The organism is Thiospirillum jenense (assembly GCF_014145225.1).
Taxonomy (GTDB): Bacteria; Pseudomonadota; Gammaproteobacteria; order Chromatiales; family Chromatiaceae; genus Thiospirillum; species Thiospirillum jenense.
Map to the genome: position 1 here is coordinate 1 of NZ_JABVCQ010000021.1, position 16,894 is coordinate 16,894.

General features: G+C 50.3%; 18 protein-coding genes and 1 tRNA gene. 13 read left to right on the plus strand and 6 right to left on the minus strand.

Features of this window, described 5'->3' with window-relative positions:
* Nucleotides 1–99: 99 nt before the first annotated feature.
* From HUK38_RS09915 to hisB, 3 genes are all read right to left on the minus strand, one after another.
* Nucleotides 100–573 carry a DUF29 domain-containing protein gene (locus tag HUK38_RS09915; protein WP_182584177.1) on the minus strand — a complete coding sequence of 158 codons (474 nt, stop codon included), beginning with the start codon at nucleotides 571–573 and terminating at the stop codon, nucleotides 100–102.
* A 522-nt stretch (nucleotides 574–1,095) separates the two neighbouring features.
* The gene (locus HUK38_RS09920) at nucleotides 1,096–1,581 is read right to left on the minus strand and encodes a cyclic nucleotide-binding domain-containing protein (protein WP_182584178.1); all 486 of its coding nucleotides are present in this window, start codon (nucleotides 1,579–1,581) and stop codon (nucleotides 1,096–1,098) included.
* 63 nt (nucleotides 1,582–1,644) lie between these two features.
* Complete coding sequence (hisB, locus tag HUK38_RS09925; protein ID WP_182584179.1) at nucleotides 1,645–2,247, minus strand: imidazoleglycerol-phosphate dehydratase HisB; 603 nt, start codon at nucleotides 2,245–2,247, stop codon at nucleotides 1,645–1,647.
* A 279-nt stretch (nucleotides 2,248–2,526) separates the two neighbouring features.
* Between hisB and HUK38_RS09930 the strand changes: the two genes are divergently transcribed.
* The 4 genes from HUK38_RS09930 (at nucleotide 2,527) to HUK38_RS09945 (ending at nucleotide 4,952) form a co-directional block, all read left to right on the plus strand.
* Complete coding sequence (locus tag HUK38_RS09930) at nucleotides 2,527–3,111, plus strand: hypothetical protein (RefSeq protein WP_182584180.1); 585 nt, start codon at nucleotides 2,527–2,529, stop codon at nucleotides 3,109–3,111.
* A gap of 63 nt (nucleotides 3,112–3,174) precedes the next feature.
* Nucleotides 3,175–4,398, plus strand: a complete 1,224-nt coding sequence (locus HUK38_RS09935; RefSeq protein WP_182584181.1) for an aspartate kinase — start codon at nucleotides 3,175–3,177, stop codon at nucleotides 4,396–4,398.
* A gap of 66 nt (nucleotides 4,399–4,464) precedes the next feature.
* Entirely contained in the window at nucleotides 4,465–4,725 is a 261-nt protein-coding gene (gene csrA, locus HUK38_RS15170; RefSeq protein WP_238787580.1) for a carbon storage regulator CsrA, read from the plus strand.
* Nucleotides 4,726–4,861: 136 nt separating this feature from the next.
* Nucleotides 4,862–4,952 (plus strand) — tRNA-Ser (locus HUK38_RS09945).
* Between the two features lie 24 nt (nucleotides 4,953–4,976).
* Here HUK38_RS09945 and HUK38_RS09950 read toward each other — a convergent pair.
* Complete coding sequence (locus tag HUK38_RS09950) at nucleotides 4,977–5,153, minus strand: hypothetical protein (protein WP_182584182.1); 177 nt, start codon at nucleotides 5,151–5,153, stop codon at nucleotides 4,977–4,979.
* A 52-nt stretch (nucleotides 5,154–5,205) separates the two neighbouring features.
* Here HUK38_RS09950 and sucC point away from each other — a divergent pair, with 52 nt between their 5' ends.
* The 4 genes from sucC to tadA all read left to right on the plus strand — a co-directional run bounded on the left by sucC (nucleotide 5,206) and on the right by tadA (nucleotide 9,796).
* Complete coding sequence (gene sucC, locus HUK38_RS09955) at nucleotides 5,206–6,396, plus strand: ADP-forming succinate--CoA ligase subunit beta (RefSeq protein ID WP_182584183.1); 1,191 nt, start codon at nucleotides 5,206–5,208, stop codon at nucleotides 6,394–6,396.
* A complete protein-coding gene (sucD, locus tag HUK38_RS09960) occupies nucleotides 6,393–7,271 on the plus strand; it encodes a succinate--CoA ligase subunit alpha (protein WP_182584184.1) in 879 nt (292 codons plus the stop codon). Before sucC ends, sucD begins: the two co-directional genes overlap by 4 nt.
* A 368-nt stretch (nucleotides 7,272–7,639) precedes the next feature.
* Nucleotides 7,640–9,214: a glutamine-hydrolyzing GMP synthase gene (gene guaA, locus HUK38_RS09965; RefSeq protein WP_182584185.1), complete on the plus strand. Its 1,575-nt coding sequence runs from the start codon at nucleotides 7,640–7,642 to the stop codon at nucleotides 9,212–9,214.
* A 96-nt stretch (nucleotides 9,215–9,310) separates the two neighbouring features.
* Nucleotides 9,311–9,796, plus strand: a complete 486-nt coding sequence (gene tadA, locus HUK38_RS09970) for a tRNA adenosine(34) deaminase TadA (protein WP_182584186.1) — start codon at nucleotides 9,311–9,313, stop codon at nucleotides 9,794–9,796.
* Between the two features lie 96 nt (nucleotides 9,797–9,892).
* Here tadA and HUK38_RS09975 read toward each other — a convergent pair whose 3' ends face one another.
* A complete protein-coding gene (locus tag HUK38_RS09975) occupies nucleotides 9,893–10,513 on the minus strand; it encodes a hypothetical protein (protein ID WP_338065399.1) in 621 nt (206 codons plus the stop codon).
* Between the two features lie 574 nt (nucleotides 10,514–11,087).
* Between HUK38_RS09975 and HUK38_RS09980 the strand changes: the two genes are divergently transcribed.
* A complete protein-coding gene (locus HUK38_RS09980; RefSeq protein ID WP_182584187.1) occupies nucleotides 11,088–12,281 on the plus strand; it encodes a pyridoxal phosphate-dependent aminotransferase in 1,194 nt (397 codons plus the stop codon).
* A gap of 119 nt (nucleotides 12,282–12,400) precedes the next feature.
* Here the strand turns inward: HUK38_RS09980 and HUK38_RS09985 are convergent, their stop codons facing one another.
* Entirely contained in the window at nucleotides 12,401–13,672 is a 1,272-nt protein-coding gene (locus HUK38_RS09985) for a class I SAM-dependent methyltransferase (protein WP_182584188.1), read from the minus strand.
* A gap of 98 nt (nucleotides 13,673–13,770) precedes the next feature.
* On the opposite strand from HUK38_RS09985, the gene HUK38_RS09990 reads away from it, so the two are divergent.
* Genes HUK38_RS09990 through HUK38_RS10005 form a run of 4 tightly spaced genes read left to right on the plus strand, consistent with a single transcriptional unit; the run spans nucleotide 13,771 to nucleotide 16,889 of the window.
* Entirely contained in the window at nucleotides 13,771–14,523 is a 753-nt protein-coding gene (locus HUK38_RS09990) for a class I SAM-dependent methyltransferase (RefSeq protein WP_182584189.1), read from the plus strand.
* Nucleotides 14,524–14,572: 49 nt separating this feature from the next.
* Nucleotides 14,573–15,397 carry a DNA-methyltransferase gene (locus HUK38_RS09995; RefSeq protein WP_182584190.1) on the plus strand — a complete coding sequence of 275 codons (825 nt, stop codon included), beginning with the start codon at nucleotides 14,573–14,575 and terminating at the stop codon, nucleotides 15,395–15,397.
* An 18-nt stretch (nucleotides 15,398–15,415) separates the two neighbouring features.
* Nucleotides 15,416–16,144 carry a PmeII family type II restriction endonuclease gene (locus HUK38_RS10000; RefSeq protein WP_182584191.1) on the plus strand — a complete coding sequence of 243 codons (729 nt, stop codon included), beginning with the start codon at nucleotides 15,416–15,418 and terminating at the stop codon, nucleotides 16,142–16,144.
* A 4-nt stretch (nucleotides 16,145–16,148) separates the two neighbouring features.
* On the plus strand, nucleotides 16,149–16,889 hold the full coding sequence (locus HUK38_RS10005; RefSeq protein WP_182584192.1) for a hypothetical protein: 741 nt from the start codon (nucleotides 16,149–16,151) through the stop codon (nucleotides 16,887–16,889).
* Nucleotides 16,890–16,894: the final 5 nt, after the last annotated feature.

The window sequence follows — 16,894 nt, forward strand, 5'->3', positions numbered from 1 at the left end:
CGGTGCGTAATAATTCAGCATTACGCAATGCCCATTGCGCATAATCGCTTTGATAGAGTGTGGCTAATTCAATCATCTTTATTACTCCGGAGCGTGAATTCATTCGGTGTTATCAGGATAAAAGTCATCATCCAATAATTGTGCCACGCTATAGGGGCAGGTGGCGGGAAAGGTTGTTAATGGCAGGCGCGTTTCTTTATGCGCTAATGTTAACGCATCATCATAGGCTTCAACAACGCTGTCATCAAATACCGATTTCAATCCAGGGGATTGTTTTAATAAGCCAGCAATTTGGTTGCGTTGCTCAATGATACTAGCCCGCCAACTACGACCGTCAAATTCACGCCAACGGTCAGCAAGTGTTTGATACTGAAACTGCCATTTGAGTAAATGGGCAATTAACACTAATAAGCGGCTATGCAATTCACGGCGGTCACTTTTGCTCATATCGCTTAATTCTTCTAATAAATGTTCTATGTCCAATTCGGCAAAGCGTCCGCTGCGTAATAATTCAGCATTGCGTAGCGCCCATTGCGCATAATCGGTTTGATAGAGTGTGGATAATTCGGTCATTGTTTAATCTCCAATCGCATTATTTGATGACGCTGGGTAAAATGCTTCACTCAACAAGTGTTCTAGTAAATAGGGGTTATCTATTGGATAATCGGGCGGGATCAAGTCCCGTTTCACGAATTGTTAAATCAAGTCCATCTAACCATGCGCTTTCCAATGCCGTTGCCAGGCGGACTGTTCTTGTGTCCAAGTGAAAAAGTCTTGATCGTAGGTTGTCATGGTTTATTGCCTTTGCTTTACTGTTTTATGATGCGCAGTCATCCCCGCACTGCTAAAATAATTATTTCGGCGTGATCATTCAAGATGCGTAAATGGATGACACTCACAAGTGAATGTACAGTAATTGAACGGGCAGGCGTGGCGTGTGATTTAGTGCAGTTGATGTGCCGTAAATAGGCGTTGCGGTACAGGCAGGTTATTTGAATTGAAAACGCTGCCCGGGCGCGGTGGGTGAATTAGAATTGATTCAATTTGACCGCGCCTGAGGGTTATTGATTTTGCCAGCGACTGGCGCAACAAAGGTTAATACAGCGCGTGCGAACGGTTAATGTATTTAGTCAATTCAACGTATTGTGAGTTCATGCGCCGTAAAATATCTTGCCCGACTTGCACGATGTTTTGCATCACGCGGTACACCATCCAGGGATAATCGAGTAAGAGTGATTCAAACGCCTCGCGTTCAATACTACACACTTGCGTTTTGCCTAATGAACGTAGGGTGGCGGTGTGCGGGCGGCCGCTAATAAATCCCATTTCACCCGCCATGTCACCGGTGCGCAAAACGTGAATGGTGGTGAAATCACCTTGTCCCAAATCACGGGTGACGGCTAATGCGCCTTCGGTAATGATGTGTAGGCTGTTATCAATATGCCCTTCTTCAATTAATAATTCCTGGTCATTTAAGCGGCGGCAGCAGGCAATACCGGCCAGTGCTTTGACTTGTTCATCATCTAAATTGGCGGTTAATGGGGAACGGCGCAGGGAAGCGAAATCATCTTGTACTGACATGCGACATAAGTCCTCGTGAGTGGTTAATTAAAACGGTCTTCAAACTTCGGGGGCGAACGTGAATTATAAACAGCCTTTTGTCGAAGGGCTTTCATTGCCGCGAGCGGGGTCGGCGGCTATTGCCATGCGTAATGCACGGCCAAAGGCTTTGAATAGCGTTTCTGCTTGATGATGCGCATTGTCGCCGCGCAAGCTGTCTAAATGCAATGTGAGCGCGGCGTGATTGACTAAGCCTTGAAAGAATTCGCGCACCAATTCTAAATCAAACATCCCGACGCGCTCGCGGGTGAATTGTACATTAAATACCAACCCCGGGCGGCCGGATAAATCTAACACGGCGCGGGCGAGTGCTTCATCTAATGGAACGTAGGCATGTCCATAGCGCATAATACCGCGTTTATCACCTAATGCTTGCCGTAATGCTTGCCCAATGGTAATACCAATATCTTCGACGGTATGATGGGCGTCAATCTGCAAATCACCCTGCGCCGTTACCATTAAATCAATTAACCCGTGCCGCGCAATTTGATCGAGCATGTGATCTAAAAAAGGAACGCCGCTGTTTAATTGCGCTTGTCCACTGCCATCTAAATTGAGCGTGACCTGGATTTGCGTTTCTAAAGTATTGCGCACGATGTCAGCGCAGCGGTGGGGCGGGGTGGTCATGGTGATTGATCCTAATGCTATTGTGTGTATTCAACGCCATTTACAAACGCTGCTGTTTTAATGAATACGGCGTGGTTTTTTGGCAATTAAACCGCCCGATAATTTAATAAAAAAGCGCCCCGCTAATTATGACGGGAAGCGCCGGGTGACTGATTGTTCGGATGCTATTCAATCCCCTGAAGCGCAACATTGGGATTTTTTGCCTCAAACGGCTACACTACCACCCGACCGCTTTTAAGATAACCCGCCCGTCGCCACTCCTGCACCTGATTATGACTTATGTTCTCATACCGCATTCTCAATTTTGTGAAGTTTTTCATTGGCATCCTGATCTTCGAGGGCGCCACTGTGTTACTGACTTACACCGCGCTGCAAACCCAAAATACTGACCTGTGGCCGTTATTTGCCGCCGTCGGTGCCAGTATTGGATTTTTGGTCACGCTGTGGTTTGAATCCATCTCCGGCGGCACGCGGGAGTATGCGATGGCGCAAATGCAGCAGCGCCACGCCCGCGAGCGGGAGAAAATCCGCTTGGACGCGGCACGGGATAAAGCGCGGTTGGAAGTGAAGCAAACTAAAACAAAAAGTTCTTCGGGCGGTAAATTAAAAACCGGGATTGCAGTGGGCGGCATTGTGGGGATTGGCGTGGCAATGGTATTGGCGCAATTCGTGACGGTGGGGTTATTGATGTTATCGAGCGTCGGTGGCGCGGCGCTGGGATATACGGTGCGAATGCGGCAAGAAAAGCGCCAGCAATTGCGCTATGAAACGGCGAATGATCGGGTATTGGTGGCGCAGGAGTCGCCGCGAGTTTTATTTAAACGACGCGACGCAGATTCGATTAAGAATTTGCCGCCGAGTTAATTCAACTATTGATGGGCTTTGATTTGCATTAACCTTTAGCTTGAATGGATTGATAATAGAGAAATGGCGTTAATTGTGCAAAAATACGGCGGCACGTCCGTCGGCAGTGTGGAGCGGATTGAAGCCGTCGCGGCAAAAGTGGCCGAGCGACGGGCGGCGGGCGATCAAATGGTCGTGGTGGTGTCGGCGATGTCGGGCGAAACCGACCGTCTGCTGAACTTGGCGCGGGCGATTCAGCAGCCGCCGTCGCCGCGTGAATTGGACGTGTTGCTGGCGACCGGTGAGCAAGTGACCATCGCGCTGTTGAGCATGGCGCTGGAGGCGCTGGGCTGTCCGGCGCGTTCGTACACCGGCGCGCAGGTGCAGGTGCTGACCGATAGTGCGCACAACAAGGCGCGGATTCGTGACATTGACGGCGAGCGGGTGCGAACTGACCTGAGCGCCGGGCGGGTGGTGGTGGTGGCCGGATTTCAAGGCATTGATGAACATGGCAATATCACCACGCTCGGCCGCGGCGGGTCGGATACCTCAGCGGTGGCGATGGCGGCGGCGTTAAAAGCGGACGAGTGCCAGATTTACACCGACGTGGATGGCGTGTACACGACCGATCCGCGCATTGAACCGCGGGCGCGGCGGCTGGCGCGGATTACGTTTGAAGAGATGCTGGAAATGGCCAGCCTCGGCTCGAAGGTGCTGCAAATCCGTTCGGTCGAGTTTGCCGGTAAATACCGCGTGCCGTTGCGGGTGCTGTCCAGTTTTACGGCGGGTGAAGGCACCCTGATTACTTTTGACGAGGATGCGAGTGTGGAAGAGGCAAAAATTGCGGGGATTGCATTTGCGCGGGATGAGGCCAAGTTAACGATTTTGGGCGTACCGGATCAGCCGGGCGTGGCGCATCGCATTTTAGGCCCGATTGCGGATGCCAATATCGAGGTGGATATGATTGTGCAAAACATTGCTGCCGATCATAAAACCACCGATTTTACCTTCACTGTCCAGCGCGGCGAGTATGAGCGGGCGTTGCAGTTGCTCAAGCAGACGGCGGCGACGCTGCAAGCCCGCGAGGTGCAGGGTGATCTGAATATCGTTAAACTGTCGCTGGTCGGTGTGGGGATGCGCTCTCATGCGGGCATTGCCAGCAAGATGTTTGCGGCGCTGGCGCAGGAGGGCATTAACATCCGCATGATTTCCACGTCAGAAATTAAAATTTCGGTGGTGATTGATGAGAAGTATTTGGAATTGGGGGTGCGGACGCTGCACGAGGCGTTTGGATTGGATGTTGGTTAGCGCGGCAATTGCGCAATTGAATTGATAATCCAGGCGTATTTTTATCTCAAGTCGAAGGAACGAACGATGTTGATATTAACCCGGCGAGTGGGTGAGACACTGATGATTGGCGATGATGTGACCGTCACGGTGTTGGGAGTAAAGGGAAATCAAGTCCGCATTGGTGTGAATGCGCCGCGTGATGTGGCCGTTCACCGCGAGGAGATTTACGAGCGAATTAAACGCGAGCAATTGCCGGGGAATGAATTGCCCGACGAGCATTTTCACGCGAATAACGGCAGTCATTTTAACCCGATGTCAGAAGATGAGCGCGATGACGGGCGGTGATGCGCTGGAATTCTTGTTTCGGTGAGACGGGATAATGGCAACGCGCCGCCGGCGGTGATGGCAACACAACAGCGCCCGCTGTGAAAACACTACCGCCGCCGCGCAGAGTTTGTTAAAATCCCGCCCGCGCTGTTTAGGAGAGATGGCCGAGCGGCTGAAGGCGCTCCCCTGCTAAGGGAGTATGGGCTAATCACTCATCGAGGGTTCGAATCCCTCTCTCTCCGCCAAATACCAACACCCCCCAGCCCCGTTTATTTTGCAGTCGGGCGACTGTCGTGACCAACTCCCCGCCGCCCCCTAAACGCCCGCGTTGCTTTGACGCACACTTGGCGTTGCTGCTGACCTCCACAGTTTTTCCACAATTCATCATTAAAATCCTCACGCACCATGCGCCGCTGCGCTGTCAACCGTTGATCCGTCAATGGCATCTGACCTGCCAGCGGCCGCGGCGCGTCATTTGCGATTGAGCTGACATCCGTTATGAAATTGCATGAATATCAAGCAAAACAGTTGTTGCGCGAGGCGGGAGTCGCCGTTCCCGCTGGACAGGTCGCCACCTGCGCGACTGCGGCCGTTGACGCCGCCGCCACGCTCGGCGGTGAACACTGGTTGGTTAAAGCACAAATTCACGCCGGCGGGCGCGGCAAAGCGGGCGGGGTGCGGCGCTGTCAAACTGCCGCCGAGGTCAGCGCCGCCGCCGCCGCGTTACTTGGTCAGCCGCTGGTGACAGCGCAAACTGGCGCGGCGGGTTTACCCGTCAACGCGGTGCTGGTGGAAACGCCCACCGCCGTGCAACGTGAATTGTATTTGAGCCTGTTGATTGACCGCACCGCCGCGCAGGTGTTGATTTTGGCCGCCAGCGCCGGCGGGATGGAGATTGAAACGGTCGCGGCGCAGCAGCCTGACCAATTACTCCGCGCTGCGGTGCATCCGTCCGTCGGATTGCAACCCTGGCACAGTCGGCGGCTGGGGTTTGCGCTGGGATTGGAGGCCGCAGCGCGGCAGCAATTGGCGCAGTTGTTGACGGCGCTGTACCAGTTGCTGCGCAGTTGCGACGCCAGTTTGATTGAAATTAACCCGCTGGCGCTGACTAACGCGGGCGATCTGGTGGCGGTGGACGCGAAAATTGAGTTAGATGATAACGCGCTGTTCCGCCAATCCGCGCTCGCGGCGTGGCGCGATGTCAGCCAAGAAGATGCCCGCGAGACGGCCGCCCGTGCGCATGATCTGAGCTACATTCGGTTAGACGGCAACATTGGCTGCATGGTCAACGGCGCGGGGTTGGCGATGGCGACGATGGATTTAATACAACATCACGGCGGCGCGCCGGCCAATTTTCTCGACGTCGGCGGTGGCACGACCGCCGCTCGGGTGGCCGAGGCGTTCAAATTAATCGTGTCGGATCCGCAGGTGACGGCGGTGTTAGTCAACATTTTTGGTGGCATTGTGCGCTGCGATCTGATTGCCGAGGGCATCATCGCTGCCGTGCGCGAGGTGGCGTTAGCGGTGCCGCTGGTGGTGCGGCTGGCGGGTAATCGCGCCGAGGAGGGCTTGGCGTTACTGGCCGCGAGCGGGTTGGCATTGCACACGGCGCAGGATTTAGCCGCCGCGGCGGATTTGGTGGTGACGATGGCGAGTCGGCAGCGGGCGCAGTTGGGAGGACGGGAATGAGCGTATTGGTTGATGCGACGACGCGGGTGATTTGTCAGGGTTTTACCGGCAAACAAGGCACGTTTCACAGTGAACAGGCGCTGGCATATGGCACGCAACTGGTTGGCGGGGTGACGCCCGGCAAGGGTGGCCAGCGCCATCTGGGCTTGCCGGTGTTCGATACCGTTCACCAAGCGGTTGTCGATACTGGCGCAACGGCGACGATGATTTACGTCCCGCCCGCGTATGCCGCCGATGCGATTTTGGAAGCGGCCGATGCCGGGATTCAGGTGATCGTGTGCATTACCGAAGGCATCCCGACGCAGGACATGATGACGGTGAAAACTGCGCTGACTGGCAGTGCGTCGGTGTTAATTGGGCCGAATTGCCCGGGGATTATCACGCCGAATGCCTGCAAGATCGGCATTATGCCCGGCGCGATTCATCAACCCGGGTGCGTCGGCATCGTGTCGCGCTCGGGGACGCTGACGTATGAGGCGGTGTATCAAACCACCGCGCTCGGCTTGGGGCAAAGTACCTGCATCGGTATCGGCGGTGATCCAATTCACGGGCTGGATTTTGTCGCCTGTTTGGCGCTGTTTGAAGCCGATCCGCACACTGAGGCGGTGTTGCTGGTGGGCGAAATCGGTGGCGATGCCGAGGAGCGGGCGGCGGCGTTTATTCAAACCATGACCACGCCGGTTGCCGCGTACATTGCTGGCGCGACGGCCCCGCCCGGGCGGCGGATGGGTCACGCGGGGGCAATGATTAGCGGTGGCAGCGGGACGGCGGCGGGTAAATACGCGGCGTTCAAAGCGGCGGGGGTGAAAACAATTGAATCACCGGCGGAATTGGGAATTGGCGTCGCGGCGCTGTTGCCGAATAGATTGATTTAATGAAACTGCGCGGCGCTTTAGACGCGCTCGCAGTTGACGCACTTGCCAGAGTGAATTGTCGCCGCGCCCTGCGGTGGTGGGGCGCAATTAAACCGCAACACGATTGAAGATAACTCAATTGATCTCATTATTTGCGATGGTCATTAATCGTGTGACGCAGCATGATTGAGATCAGATGTCTTCAATACAAGCATACAATTTCCATCTCATTCAATAGTTTGCTGCAAAGCTCAATTTGATTATTCCCACGTTCCAGCGTGGGAACGCGCTCTTTTTTAACAAATTAATCAGTGATAATCTGAACTGTATAAGTCCTGATATTTTCTCGTAATGTTTTACTCCGCAACAATAATGCAAGCACTTGAATAATGACCAACATCCACTCCGACCGCATTCTCATTCTCGATTTCGGCTCACAATACACCCAACTCATTGCCCGCCGCGTACGCGAAGCCGGCGTCTATTGTGAAATCCACCCCTATGATGCCGACCCGCACTTCATTCAACAATTCGGCGCCAAAGGCATTATTCTCTCCGGCGGGCCACAATCCGTCCACGCCATTGCCACGCCCCGCGCCCATTCAATTGTCTTTGAATTAAACGTGCCAATACTTGGCATTTGCTATGGAATGCAAACCATTGCTGCCCAATTCGGCGGGCGCGTCATTTCTGCCACCCACCGTGAATACGGCTATGCACAGGTACAATTATTCGGTCATTCACCGTTATTTCGCGCAATTGAAGACCACACCAATAGCGCCGGTGACGCATTATTAGACGTATGGATGAGTCACGGCGACCGCGTTGATTCACTCCCGCCCGGCTTTCAAGTTATTGCCGCCACCGCCCACGCACCATTAGCCGCCATTGCCGATCTCAATCGCCACATTTACGGCGTTCAATTCCACCCCGAAGTCACCCATACCCGACAAGGGCAACGCATCATTGCGCGGTTTTGTCACGACATTTGCGGCTGCGGTGATTTATGGACCCCCGCCAACATTATTGACGACGCCATTGATCGTATTCACGCTCGGGTCGGTAATGACCAAGTCTTACTCGGATTATCGGGCGGCGTTGATTCAGCCGTCGTGGCCGCGTTATTAACCCGCGCTATTGGCGACCGCTTAACCTGCATCTTTGTTGATAATGGCTTATTACGGCTCGGTGAAGGCGATCAAGTCATGGCCACCTTTGCCCAACATTTAGGCGTCCGCGTCATTCGCGTCAATGCCGAAGCGCGCTTTTTAGATCAACTCGCCGGCATTGATGATCCCGAACAAAAACGCAAGTTAATTGGCGCAACCTTTATTGATGTCTTTGAAGAACAGGCGGCGCAATTAACCGATATTCATTGGTTGGCGCAGGGTACTATTTATCCTGATGTCATTGAATCAGCCGGCGCTGGCACGGGTAAAGCAAAGGTAATTAAATCGCATCATAACGTCGGCGGTTTACCCGAACACATGCAATTAAAACTGGTCGAACCCTTGCGCGAATTATTCAAAGATGAAGTACGGCGAATTGGAATTGAATTGGGATTACCAACCGATTTAGTTTATCGCCATCCATTCCCCGGACCGGGCTTGGGAGTGCGCATATTAGGCAAGGTGACAAAAACAGCGGCGGATACGTTGCGGCTCGCGGATCAGATTTTTATTGAAGAATTGCGCCGCGCTGATTTATACGATCAAGTCGCGCAAGCCTTTGCCGTATTCCTGCCGGTCAATTCAGTTGGGGTGGTGGGTGATAATCGCCAATATGCGCCGGTCATTGCATTGCGGGCAGTGGAAACGCTTGATTTTATGACAGCGCGTTGGGCGCATTTACCCTATGAATTACTCGACCGCGTGTGCCGGCGCATTGTGAATGAAGTGCCGAATGTCTCACGGGTGGTTTATGACATTACCGGCAAGCCACCCGGCACGATTGAATGGGAATAACGGGCATTCACCAATGCACTGGACGCGCATGAGTTGGCGTTATCAACCTATTATCATGGCAGCGTGTTTCATTGAATGACAGGCAAGAATTCGGCTATGAGTGCGCCCGATGTGAATGATAAAACAGCCAATGATGATGTGTGGCTGCAATACGCTTTAATGCTGGCAGCGCGGGCGGAAGCGGACGGTGAAGTGCCGGTCGGGGCGGTATTGGTGCGCGATAATGAAATCGTGGGAGAAGGCTGGAATCAAGTCATTAACCGCGCCGATCCGACTGCACATGCTGAGATTCAAGCATTACGCAATGCGGGGCACCGGTTGGGTAATTATCGCCTGCCAGATACGCAATTATTCGTGACCTTAGAACCGTGCATCATGTGTGCCGGCGCTATTATTCATGCGCGAGTGTCAACGGTGATTTACGGTGCAATGGATCCGAAAGCGGGGGCGTGTGGGAGTGTCTTTGATATATTGCCCAGTGATCGGCGGTTTAATCATTCCACCACCTGCCGGCGCGCTAGTCCGGCGAATAGTGAACACTGCGCTGATCTATTACGTCAATTCTTTCGCAAGCGCCGCTGATGTGAATGCTTTTTCATTTCAAACCAGCGGCACTGCGGCCGGCATGATGATGCCACCAATTCGGTGGTTGCCACAGAATTGGGGCATTTTCTATAATTAACCTGCGCGTTTGGAAGCAATTGAACTGCGCATCAAACCCCGCACCACGAGGGTCAGAACCAATGCCGCAGCAGCAATAATAATAGTCATGGTGAATGGCTTGGCGGCGGCATCAGCAATATTAAGCTGCTTACCGATTTCGACCAGCACTGGATTGTTTTGCGGCACTGATAATAGATACGCGCAATACGTCATAAAGGTGCCGAAGAAAATCAGTTTGAAATCCACATGCACTGCCGCCAATAAACTAGCGAAGGCCAATAGATAAACCAACATCAACGAGTACTGCTGATCATTCATTAACATGCGAATACCTTGCGTATTCAACATGTACAACAGGGCAATTAACGCACCCCAATGAATAATTTGGCGAGTCAAATACCACAAATAAGACCGATTGCCTAAATAGGCTTGACCCCAACCTGATCCTAATGAAATCAGGGCAACTAACACAATATACATTTCCCAATACCGAGAAATGCCCGCCACTCCTTGTCCGGATAATCCATACAGGATAATTGCGACGGCGTATAAAATGATTGAAGGCGTTAAACTAAACAATGACGATCCCCCTCTGCTGCTTGTTGCGGATGCGACGGTACTTGGTGATAGGGACACGGTGATTTCTCCCCTGTGAATACAGAACGCGGCTCATTATAAAGATCGGGCGATGCGTGTCGTCACACACCGCATGGCGCTTGACGTCCAACGCCCCGCTAGTGTGAGCGCGCCCAGACCACCTCAAACAACCAAGTCTGGTTTGGAATCCAAGTCACACGCGCCGCTGCAACCAAATCACGAGAGCAAAGCGACCGCTCGACCCCCACCGACTGCACACAACTTCATGTGACAAATTCCACGCGAAAATGTACAGTTTTTTAATGGACTGCACAAGTCTAACTGATTGGTTAAACGCAAACACTGCCAGCGTGTGCGCACTAATGGTAATCTTTCACGCCATGCAGGCGACGTTCGGCAATGCGCCCGCGAAACTTTATTGCAGCCAATCGGTCCGGGAAATATCACCCAAACCCAATGTTGGTGTCGGCAATACCGTATCAAATCATGGGGGTTAACCGACCTGTCAGCAGGTAAAGCCGTTAATACGCGCCCCCGCTGGACCAATTGTTTTATTGTGCCTCAGTATTAACCCTTTCTTCCACTGATAATTGAAATCAATTGAGATGTCATTATGAACATTAAACTTTCCGCTCGGGTTCAGGCGGTCAAACCCTCCGCAACATTGGCAATTACCGCCCGTGCTAAAGAATTGCGCGCCGCCGGTCACGACGTGATTGGTCTGGGTGCCGGCGAACCGGACTTTGATACCCCTCAACACATTAAAGATGCGGCGATTCAAGCGATTCAAAATGGCTTTACCAAATACACCGCCGTTGATGGCACGCCCGAATTAAAGCGCGCCGTTATTGCCAAATTCGAGCGCGAAAATCAATTGCAATTCACGCCTGATCAAGTGTTGGTGTCATGCGGCGGAAAACAAAGTTTTTATAATCTTGCCCAAGCGGTATTGGATCCGGGCGATGAAGTTGTCATTCCCTCACCCTATTGGGTATCCTATCCTGACATGGTTATATTAGCCGGCGCGGCGCCCACATTCGTTCACGCCGGCGCTGATCAACAATTCAAAATCACGCCCAATCAATTAAAAGCCGCGCTGACTGATCGCACCCGTTTGGTCGTGATTAATAGCCCCTCTAATCCCACCGGCATGGCCTATAGCGCCGATGAATTAGCGGCGTTCGGGGTGGTATTAAAAGAATATCCCCGCGTGTTAATTGCCACCGATGACATGTATGAACACATTCGTTGGAATACCGACACGCCGTTTGTCAATATCCTCAATGTCTGTCCTGAATTAGAACCGCGCACCCTTGTATTAAATGGCGTGTCCAAAGCCTATTCAATGACCGGCTGGCGGATTGGGTATGCCGGCGGCCCGGCACCAATTATTAAAGCCATGAAAAAAATCCAATCTCAAAGCACCTCCAATCCAACCTCGATTGCACAGGTTGCAGCGCAGGCAGCATTAGAAGGATCACAAGAATGTATTAAAGAAATGGTGGCGGCATTTAAACAACGCCATGACATGGTGGTTAAAGCATTAAATGACATCGCCGGCATTGAATGCCTACCAACCGACGGCACCTTTTATGTCTTCCCCCGCGTACAAGGGTTAATAGACGCATTGGACAAGGTGAATAATGATTTGGATTTGGCTGAAGTCTTAATTGAACGAGCGGGCGTGGCGATTGTGCCAGGCTCGGCATTTGGATTAAATGGCTACGCTCGAATTTCCATTGCCACCAGCACCGATAATTTGACCCAAGCGATTGCGCGCATTGCGAAACTGGCAGCGACGGTGTAGCGCCCGCTTAATTTAAGTGCCACACCTCAATACGCCGCGTGACGTGAAGCATCATTGCAGGATTACTCCGCGTCATTCGGCGAATTGTCATTTAACCCAGCAACAAATGCCGCGCTTTATCATTCGGTTTCATTTGCCCGTTGCGCCCACACCGCATACAACGGATCAGACAATGCCATTTGTTCGGCATATTTATCATCATCCGGCCGCGGCAAGCCCCGCACACTCAAGGTTTCTAATGCCGTGAACCCGCCCGCCATTAAAAAGTATTCTAATACCAGCCCCGGCCGCTCAAACTCGTGAACGCCTTCCCACAAATGAATTGCTTTGGTGGGAAACCAGCGATTAGAAAAGGCAATAACACACACGCCACCTGGGTTTAATACGCGGGCAATTTCTTTGAAAACGGCAACCGGTTCAATTAAATACTCCACCGATAAACTGCAAATCACTGCATCAAAACTGGCGCTGGTAAAGGGCAATTGCGGCGCGTGATTGAGATCGTGAACTACGCGCTCGGTTAATTGCGGATTGGCATCTAATTCGGCTTGATTTAATCCCAACCCAACCAGCGCGGATAATTCCAATGTCGGTGGCAAATGCGATTGCCAACTGCTCATTAAATCCAATACGCGCCCCTTATTTGGAAGCAATTGACCGTATAAGTTTTGCAATTGCAGTTGCGCGGTGTTATCGAGATGGGCGATTAAACGTGATTCATTATAAAACGTCGTGTCTGGGCGGCCGTCTTTACGCAAAAACGGTAAATCTGACCAAAAATCCGTTGGGAAATCACGCCAGCGCGTTTGCATCCCCGGTCCATTATTGGTCAATAATTCAATTAAATCATTAGAGCGGCCACCGCGCTCTTCTCCTTGCTGATAAATGCCATTGACCGTTAATTGCAATTCGAGTGGATAATTTGCCAGCGGGTGATTAAAATCAGCATGAAATTCGTTGGGTAAGCGGTGCGGTTGATTTGGATGAGCGGCAAGATCAATCATGCGGAATGGATTGCGATCTTCAGAAAAAACGCCGGCAACTGATTGTAAAATACCACGCGGATAAAAGCGTCCACTGCGCGGATAAACGGGCGCCCGTCCACTAAAACGTCCATTAAATTGGCGTGGTGCTAATCGAAATACTTTACGTTCATCGGATGCGGGTAATAATTCACCCGTCGCAAACTGATAAGTTTTTTGATAACCAAGCGGCTGTTGCGGTAAGTCTTGCTCAATCACTCTGGGCAATAGATCGCGCCATAAGTTAATGCGATTAGCATAAAAAATATCGCAATGTTTAGCAATCACGCTGCGCCAATGTAATGCGCAGCGTAATTGAATCAGGGTATTGCTATCTATTTGCGTGGCAGGTGTCAGTTCCGGCGGCATAAATCATCTCCATCAGGGCGCGGGTTGAGTGTACAATCAGTAAAACTGATACGGCTTTAAGGTGAACAAGTCATTATTATTAAGGGAGTTACCAACGCATGTTTGAACAATGTCTTTGGCAAGCGGATCGCATGTTGTTAAACAACCATGTGTTTCGGTTGCAGCATTATTTGAATGCTGATTGGGAGTTGGGCGATCAGTGTTTTGTGTTTTATAAAATCAAATCTTTGATTGATGAATATCAACGCTTGTTCCATTCTAACCCAAATTTCACTGTTAATCACTTGTTAGAATTAGGCCTGTGGGAAGGCGGCAGTGCGGCGTTTTGGTTTGAATGCCTGAAGCCACAAAAGCTGGTGGGTGTGGATATTGCTATTCGGGATAATTCGGCTTATTTTAATCAGTATCTTGAACAAAATCATTTGACAGAACGATTAAAATTGTATTGGGGCGTGAGTCAAGATGATAAAGCAAAGTTGCGCGAATTGGTTGAACATGAATTCAATAACAGCCTTGATTTAGTCATTGATGATGCGTCGCATTTATATCAACCTACTAAAGCGAGTTTTGAGATTTTATTTCCATTACTGCGTCCGGGTGGATTATACATTATTGAAGATTGGGCATGGGGACATTGGCGCAAGTTTCAATTGCCCGGCTCCGAGTGGTCACGCGCTGCGGAATTAACTAATTTGGTTTTTGAATTGGTACAGGCGGTCGGCACCAGTCGTCAGTTATTTCGACAAGTGACCATTTTTCCAGGATTTGTAGTGATTGAACGCGGCGATGCGGTATTGCCAACGCAGGTGCCATTGGTATTGCAGGATCATATCTATCGGCGCGATGCTTGAGTGATTTTCGGGAAATTGTAGTGGCGGTATATTGGTTAATGATGATGCCATGAAATTAATCACCGATATTTATCTTGGCGACAGTTATGAGCAGCTACAATTATTGCCAGACTGCTCGGTTGATCTGATTTTCACTTCGCCGCCCTATGCCGATCAGCGCAAAACAACCTATGGCGGGGTGCAGCCGACAGTTTACGTTGAATGGTTTTTACCGATTGCAGCAGAATTATTGCGGGTATTAAAACCCTCCGGCACTTTTGTATTAAACATTAAAGAAAAGGTCGTCAATGGTGAGCGTAGTACCTATGTGTTGGAATTGATTTTAGCGTTGCGGCAGCAGGGTTGGTTGTGGACTGAAGAGTTTATTTGGCACAAAAAGAATTGCTATCCCGGTAAGTGGCCAAATCGCTTTCGTGATGCGTGGGAACGGTTATTACAATTTAATAAACAACGGCAATTCTCGATGTATCAAGAGGCGGTGATGGTGCCGATGGGCGATTGGGCAACCGGGCGATTGAAACATCTGTCGAACACGGATCAATTGCGCGATACATCGCGGGTTGGCAGCGGATTTGGAAAAAAAGTATCGAATTGGTTGACCCGCACTCAAGCCTATCCAACCAATGTATTACATTTAGCGACCGAATGCAGCAATAAACAACACAGCGCGGCCTTTCCCGAAGCTTTGCCTGAATGGTTTATTCAGTTATTTACACAAGAGCAGGATACCGTGTTGGATCCATTTATGGGGTCTGGCACGACGTTAATTGTTGCCCACCGAATGAAACGCCACACGATTGGGATTGATATTGTGCCAGAATATTGTGAGATGGTGAGAAAAAAATTAAACGAAACTGAGTTGTATTTGATTTAACTAGAATGGAGTTAGAGTGTGACAATCGACATTGACTGTGTGTATGGATACGTTGAAAACAATATTGGCAATTTTCATCAAAAACGTATTGAAAGTCTTGATAAACTAAAATTGGACAAAATTCTCAAGCGGAAAAATCCGTATTTATTTAAAGCAAAATATGTTTTAACGGCTGAACAAATCGTAAAGGGATTAGTGGATGCACACATCTCATCAAATGAAGAAACGTTATTTGGAAACTGGTTGGAAGGTTTAGCAGTTTTTATCAATGATCGGGTTTATAGCGGGCGTAAATCTGGGATCACTGGTATTGATCTTGAGTTTGATAAAGACTCGATCAGATATATTGTGAGCATTAAATCAGGGCCAAACTGGGGTAACAGTTCTCAAGTTAAAAAAATGCTGACAGATTTTAAAACTGCTAAAAAAATACTGCGCACCAGCAATTCACAATTAAATGTTGTTGCAGTCAATGGTTGCTGCTACGGTCAAGACAAGCATCCAGATAAAGGTGATTATTTCAAATACTGTGGACAACAATTTTGGGAGTTTATTTCTGGCGACGATAAGCTATTCACAGAGATTATTGAACCAATTGGTTACAAAGCCAAAGAGCGAAACGATGATTTTATTCAGTCTTATGCGCAGGTAATCAATAAATTCACTAGAGAGTTTGCCAATTTGTTTTGCAAGGACACTGGAGAAATTGATTGGCAACATCTCGTGTCATTCAACTCTGGGAGTTAATCACATGATAAACCCACTGATATTAACGACCACTTGCATCGCGGTATCAATCACGCCGCTTACACTCATTGCGGCGGAACGATTATTATACGCAGATGGTCAAGATGTTGGCTATCAACCAGCACCAGATGCCGGGCGTGATTTTGCGATGTTTCAAACCGAGCGCGATGAATTGCACACGGTGTATCTATTAAATTGTCGTACTAAACAATTCTTGTGGACCAAAGGATTTAATACCCGCACTGGTGAACGCATTCAATCCACCGCCAATGCGCAATGGCAACCATTGAATAACACAAGCACCATTGCCAATGCCGTTTATCACGCTATTTGTCCGCAATTACTCAATCCGGTTGTTAAACAAAATCCACCAGTCACACCCGCGCCAATTGTGAATGAACCACCACCGGCGGCAATTGAACCAGCGCCAGCAGCGAATACTCCCCAAGATGATTTACCGTCCGCAACTGAAGTGGCAACCTATGATGGATTATTAACTATTGGTGAGCCGCGCTCTTCAATTGCTGTATTGAGTGCCGGCAGTGGTGATTTAATGCTGTTTGTATTCAACACCGCCTCGCCGGTCGGCGAGCGTATTCGCGCCGTCTGTCAAAATCGCAAAGGGTGTCAATTCACTGGTACAATTCGCTGGTTGGAAACCATTCCGCCAGTAGAAGATAGCGGTAATGCCTCGGCGGCGGCTGAAATTATGGCGGTATCTGCCGTCAAACCAATGGCATTTTAATGCCG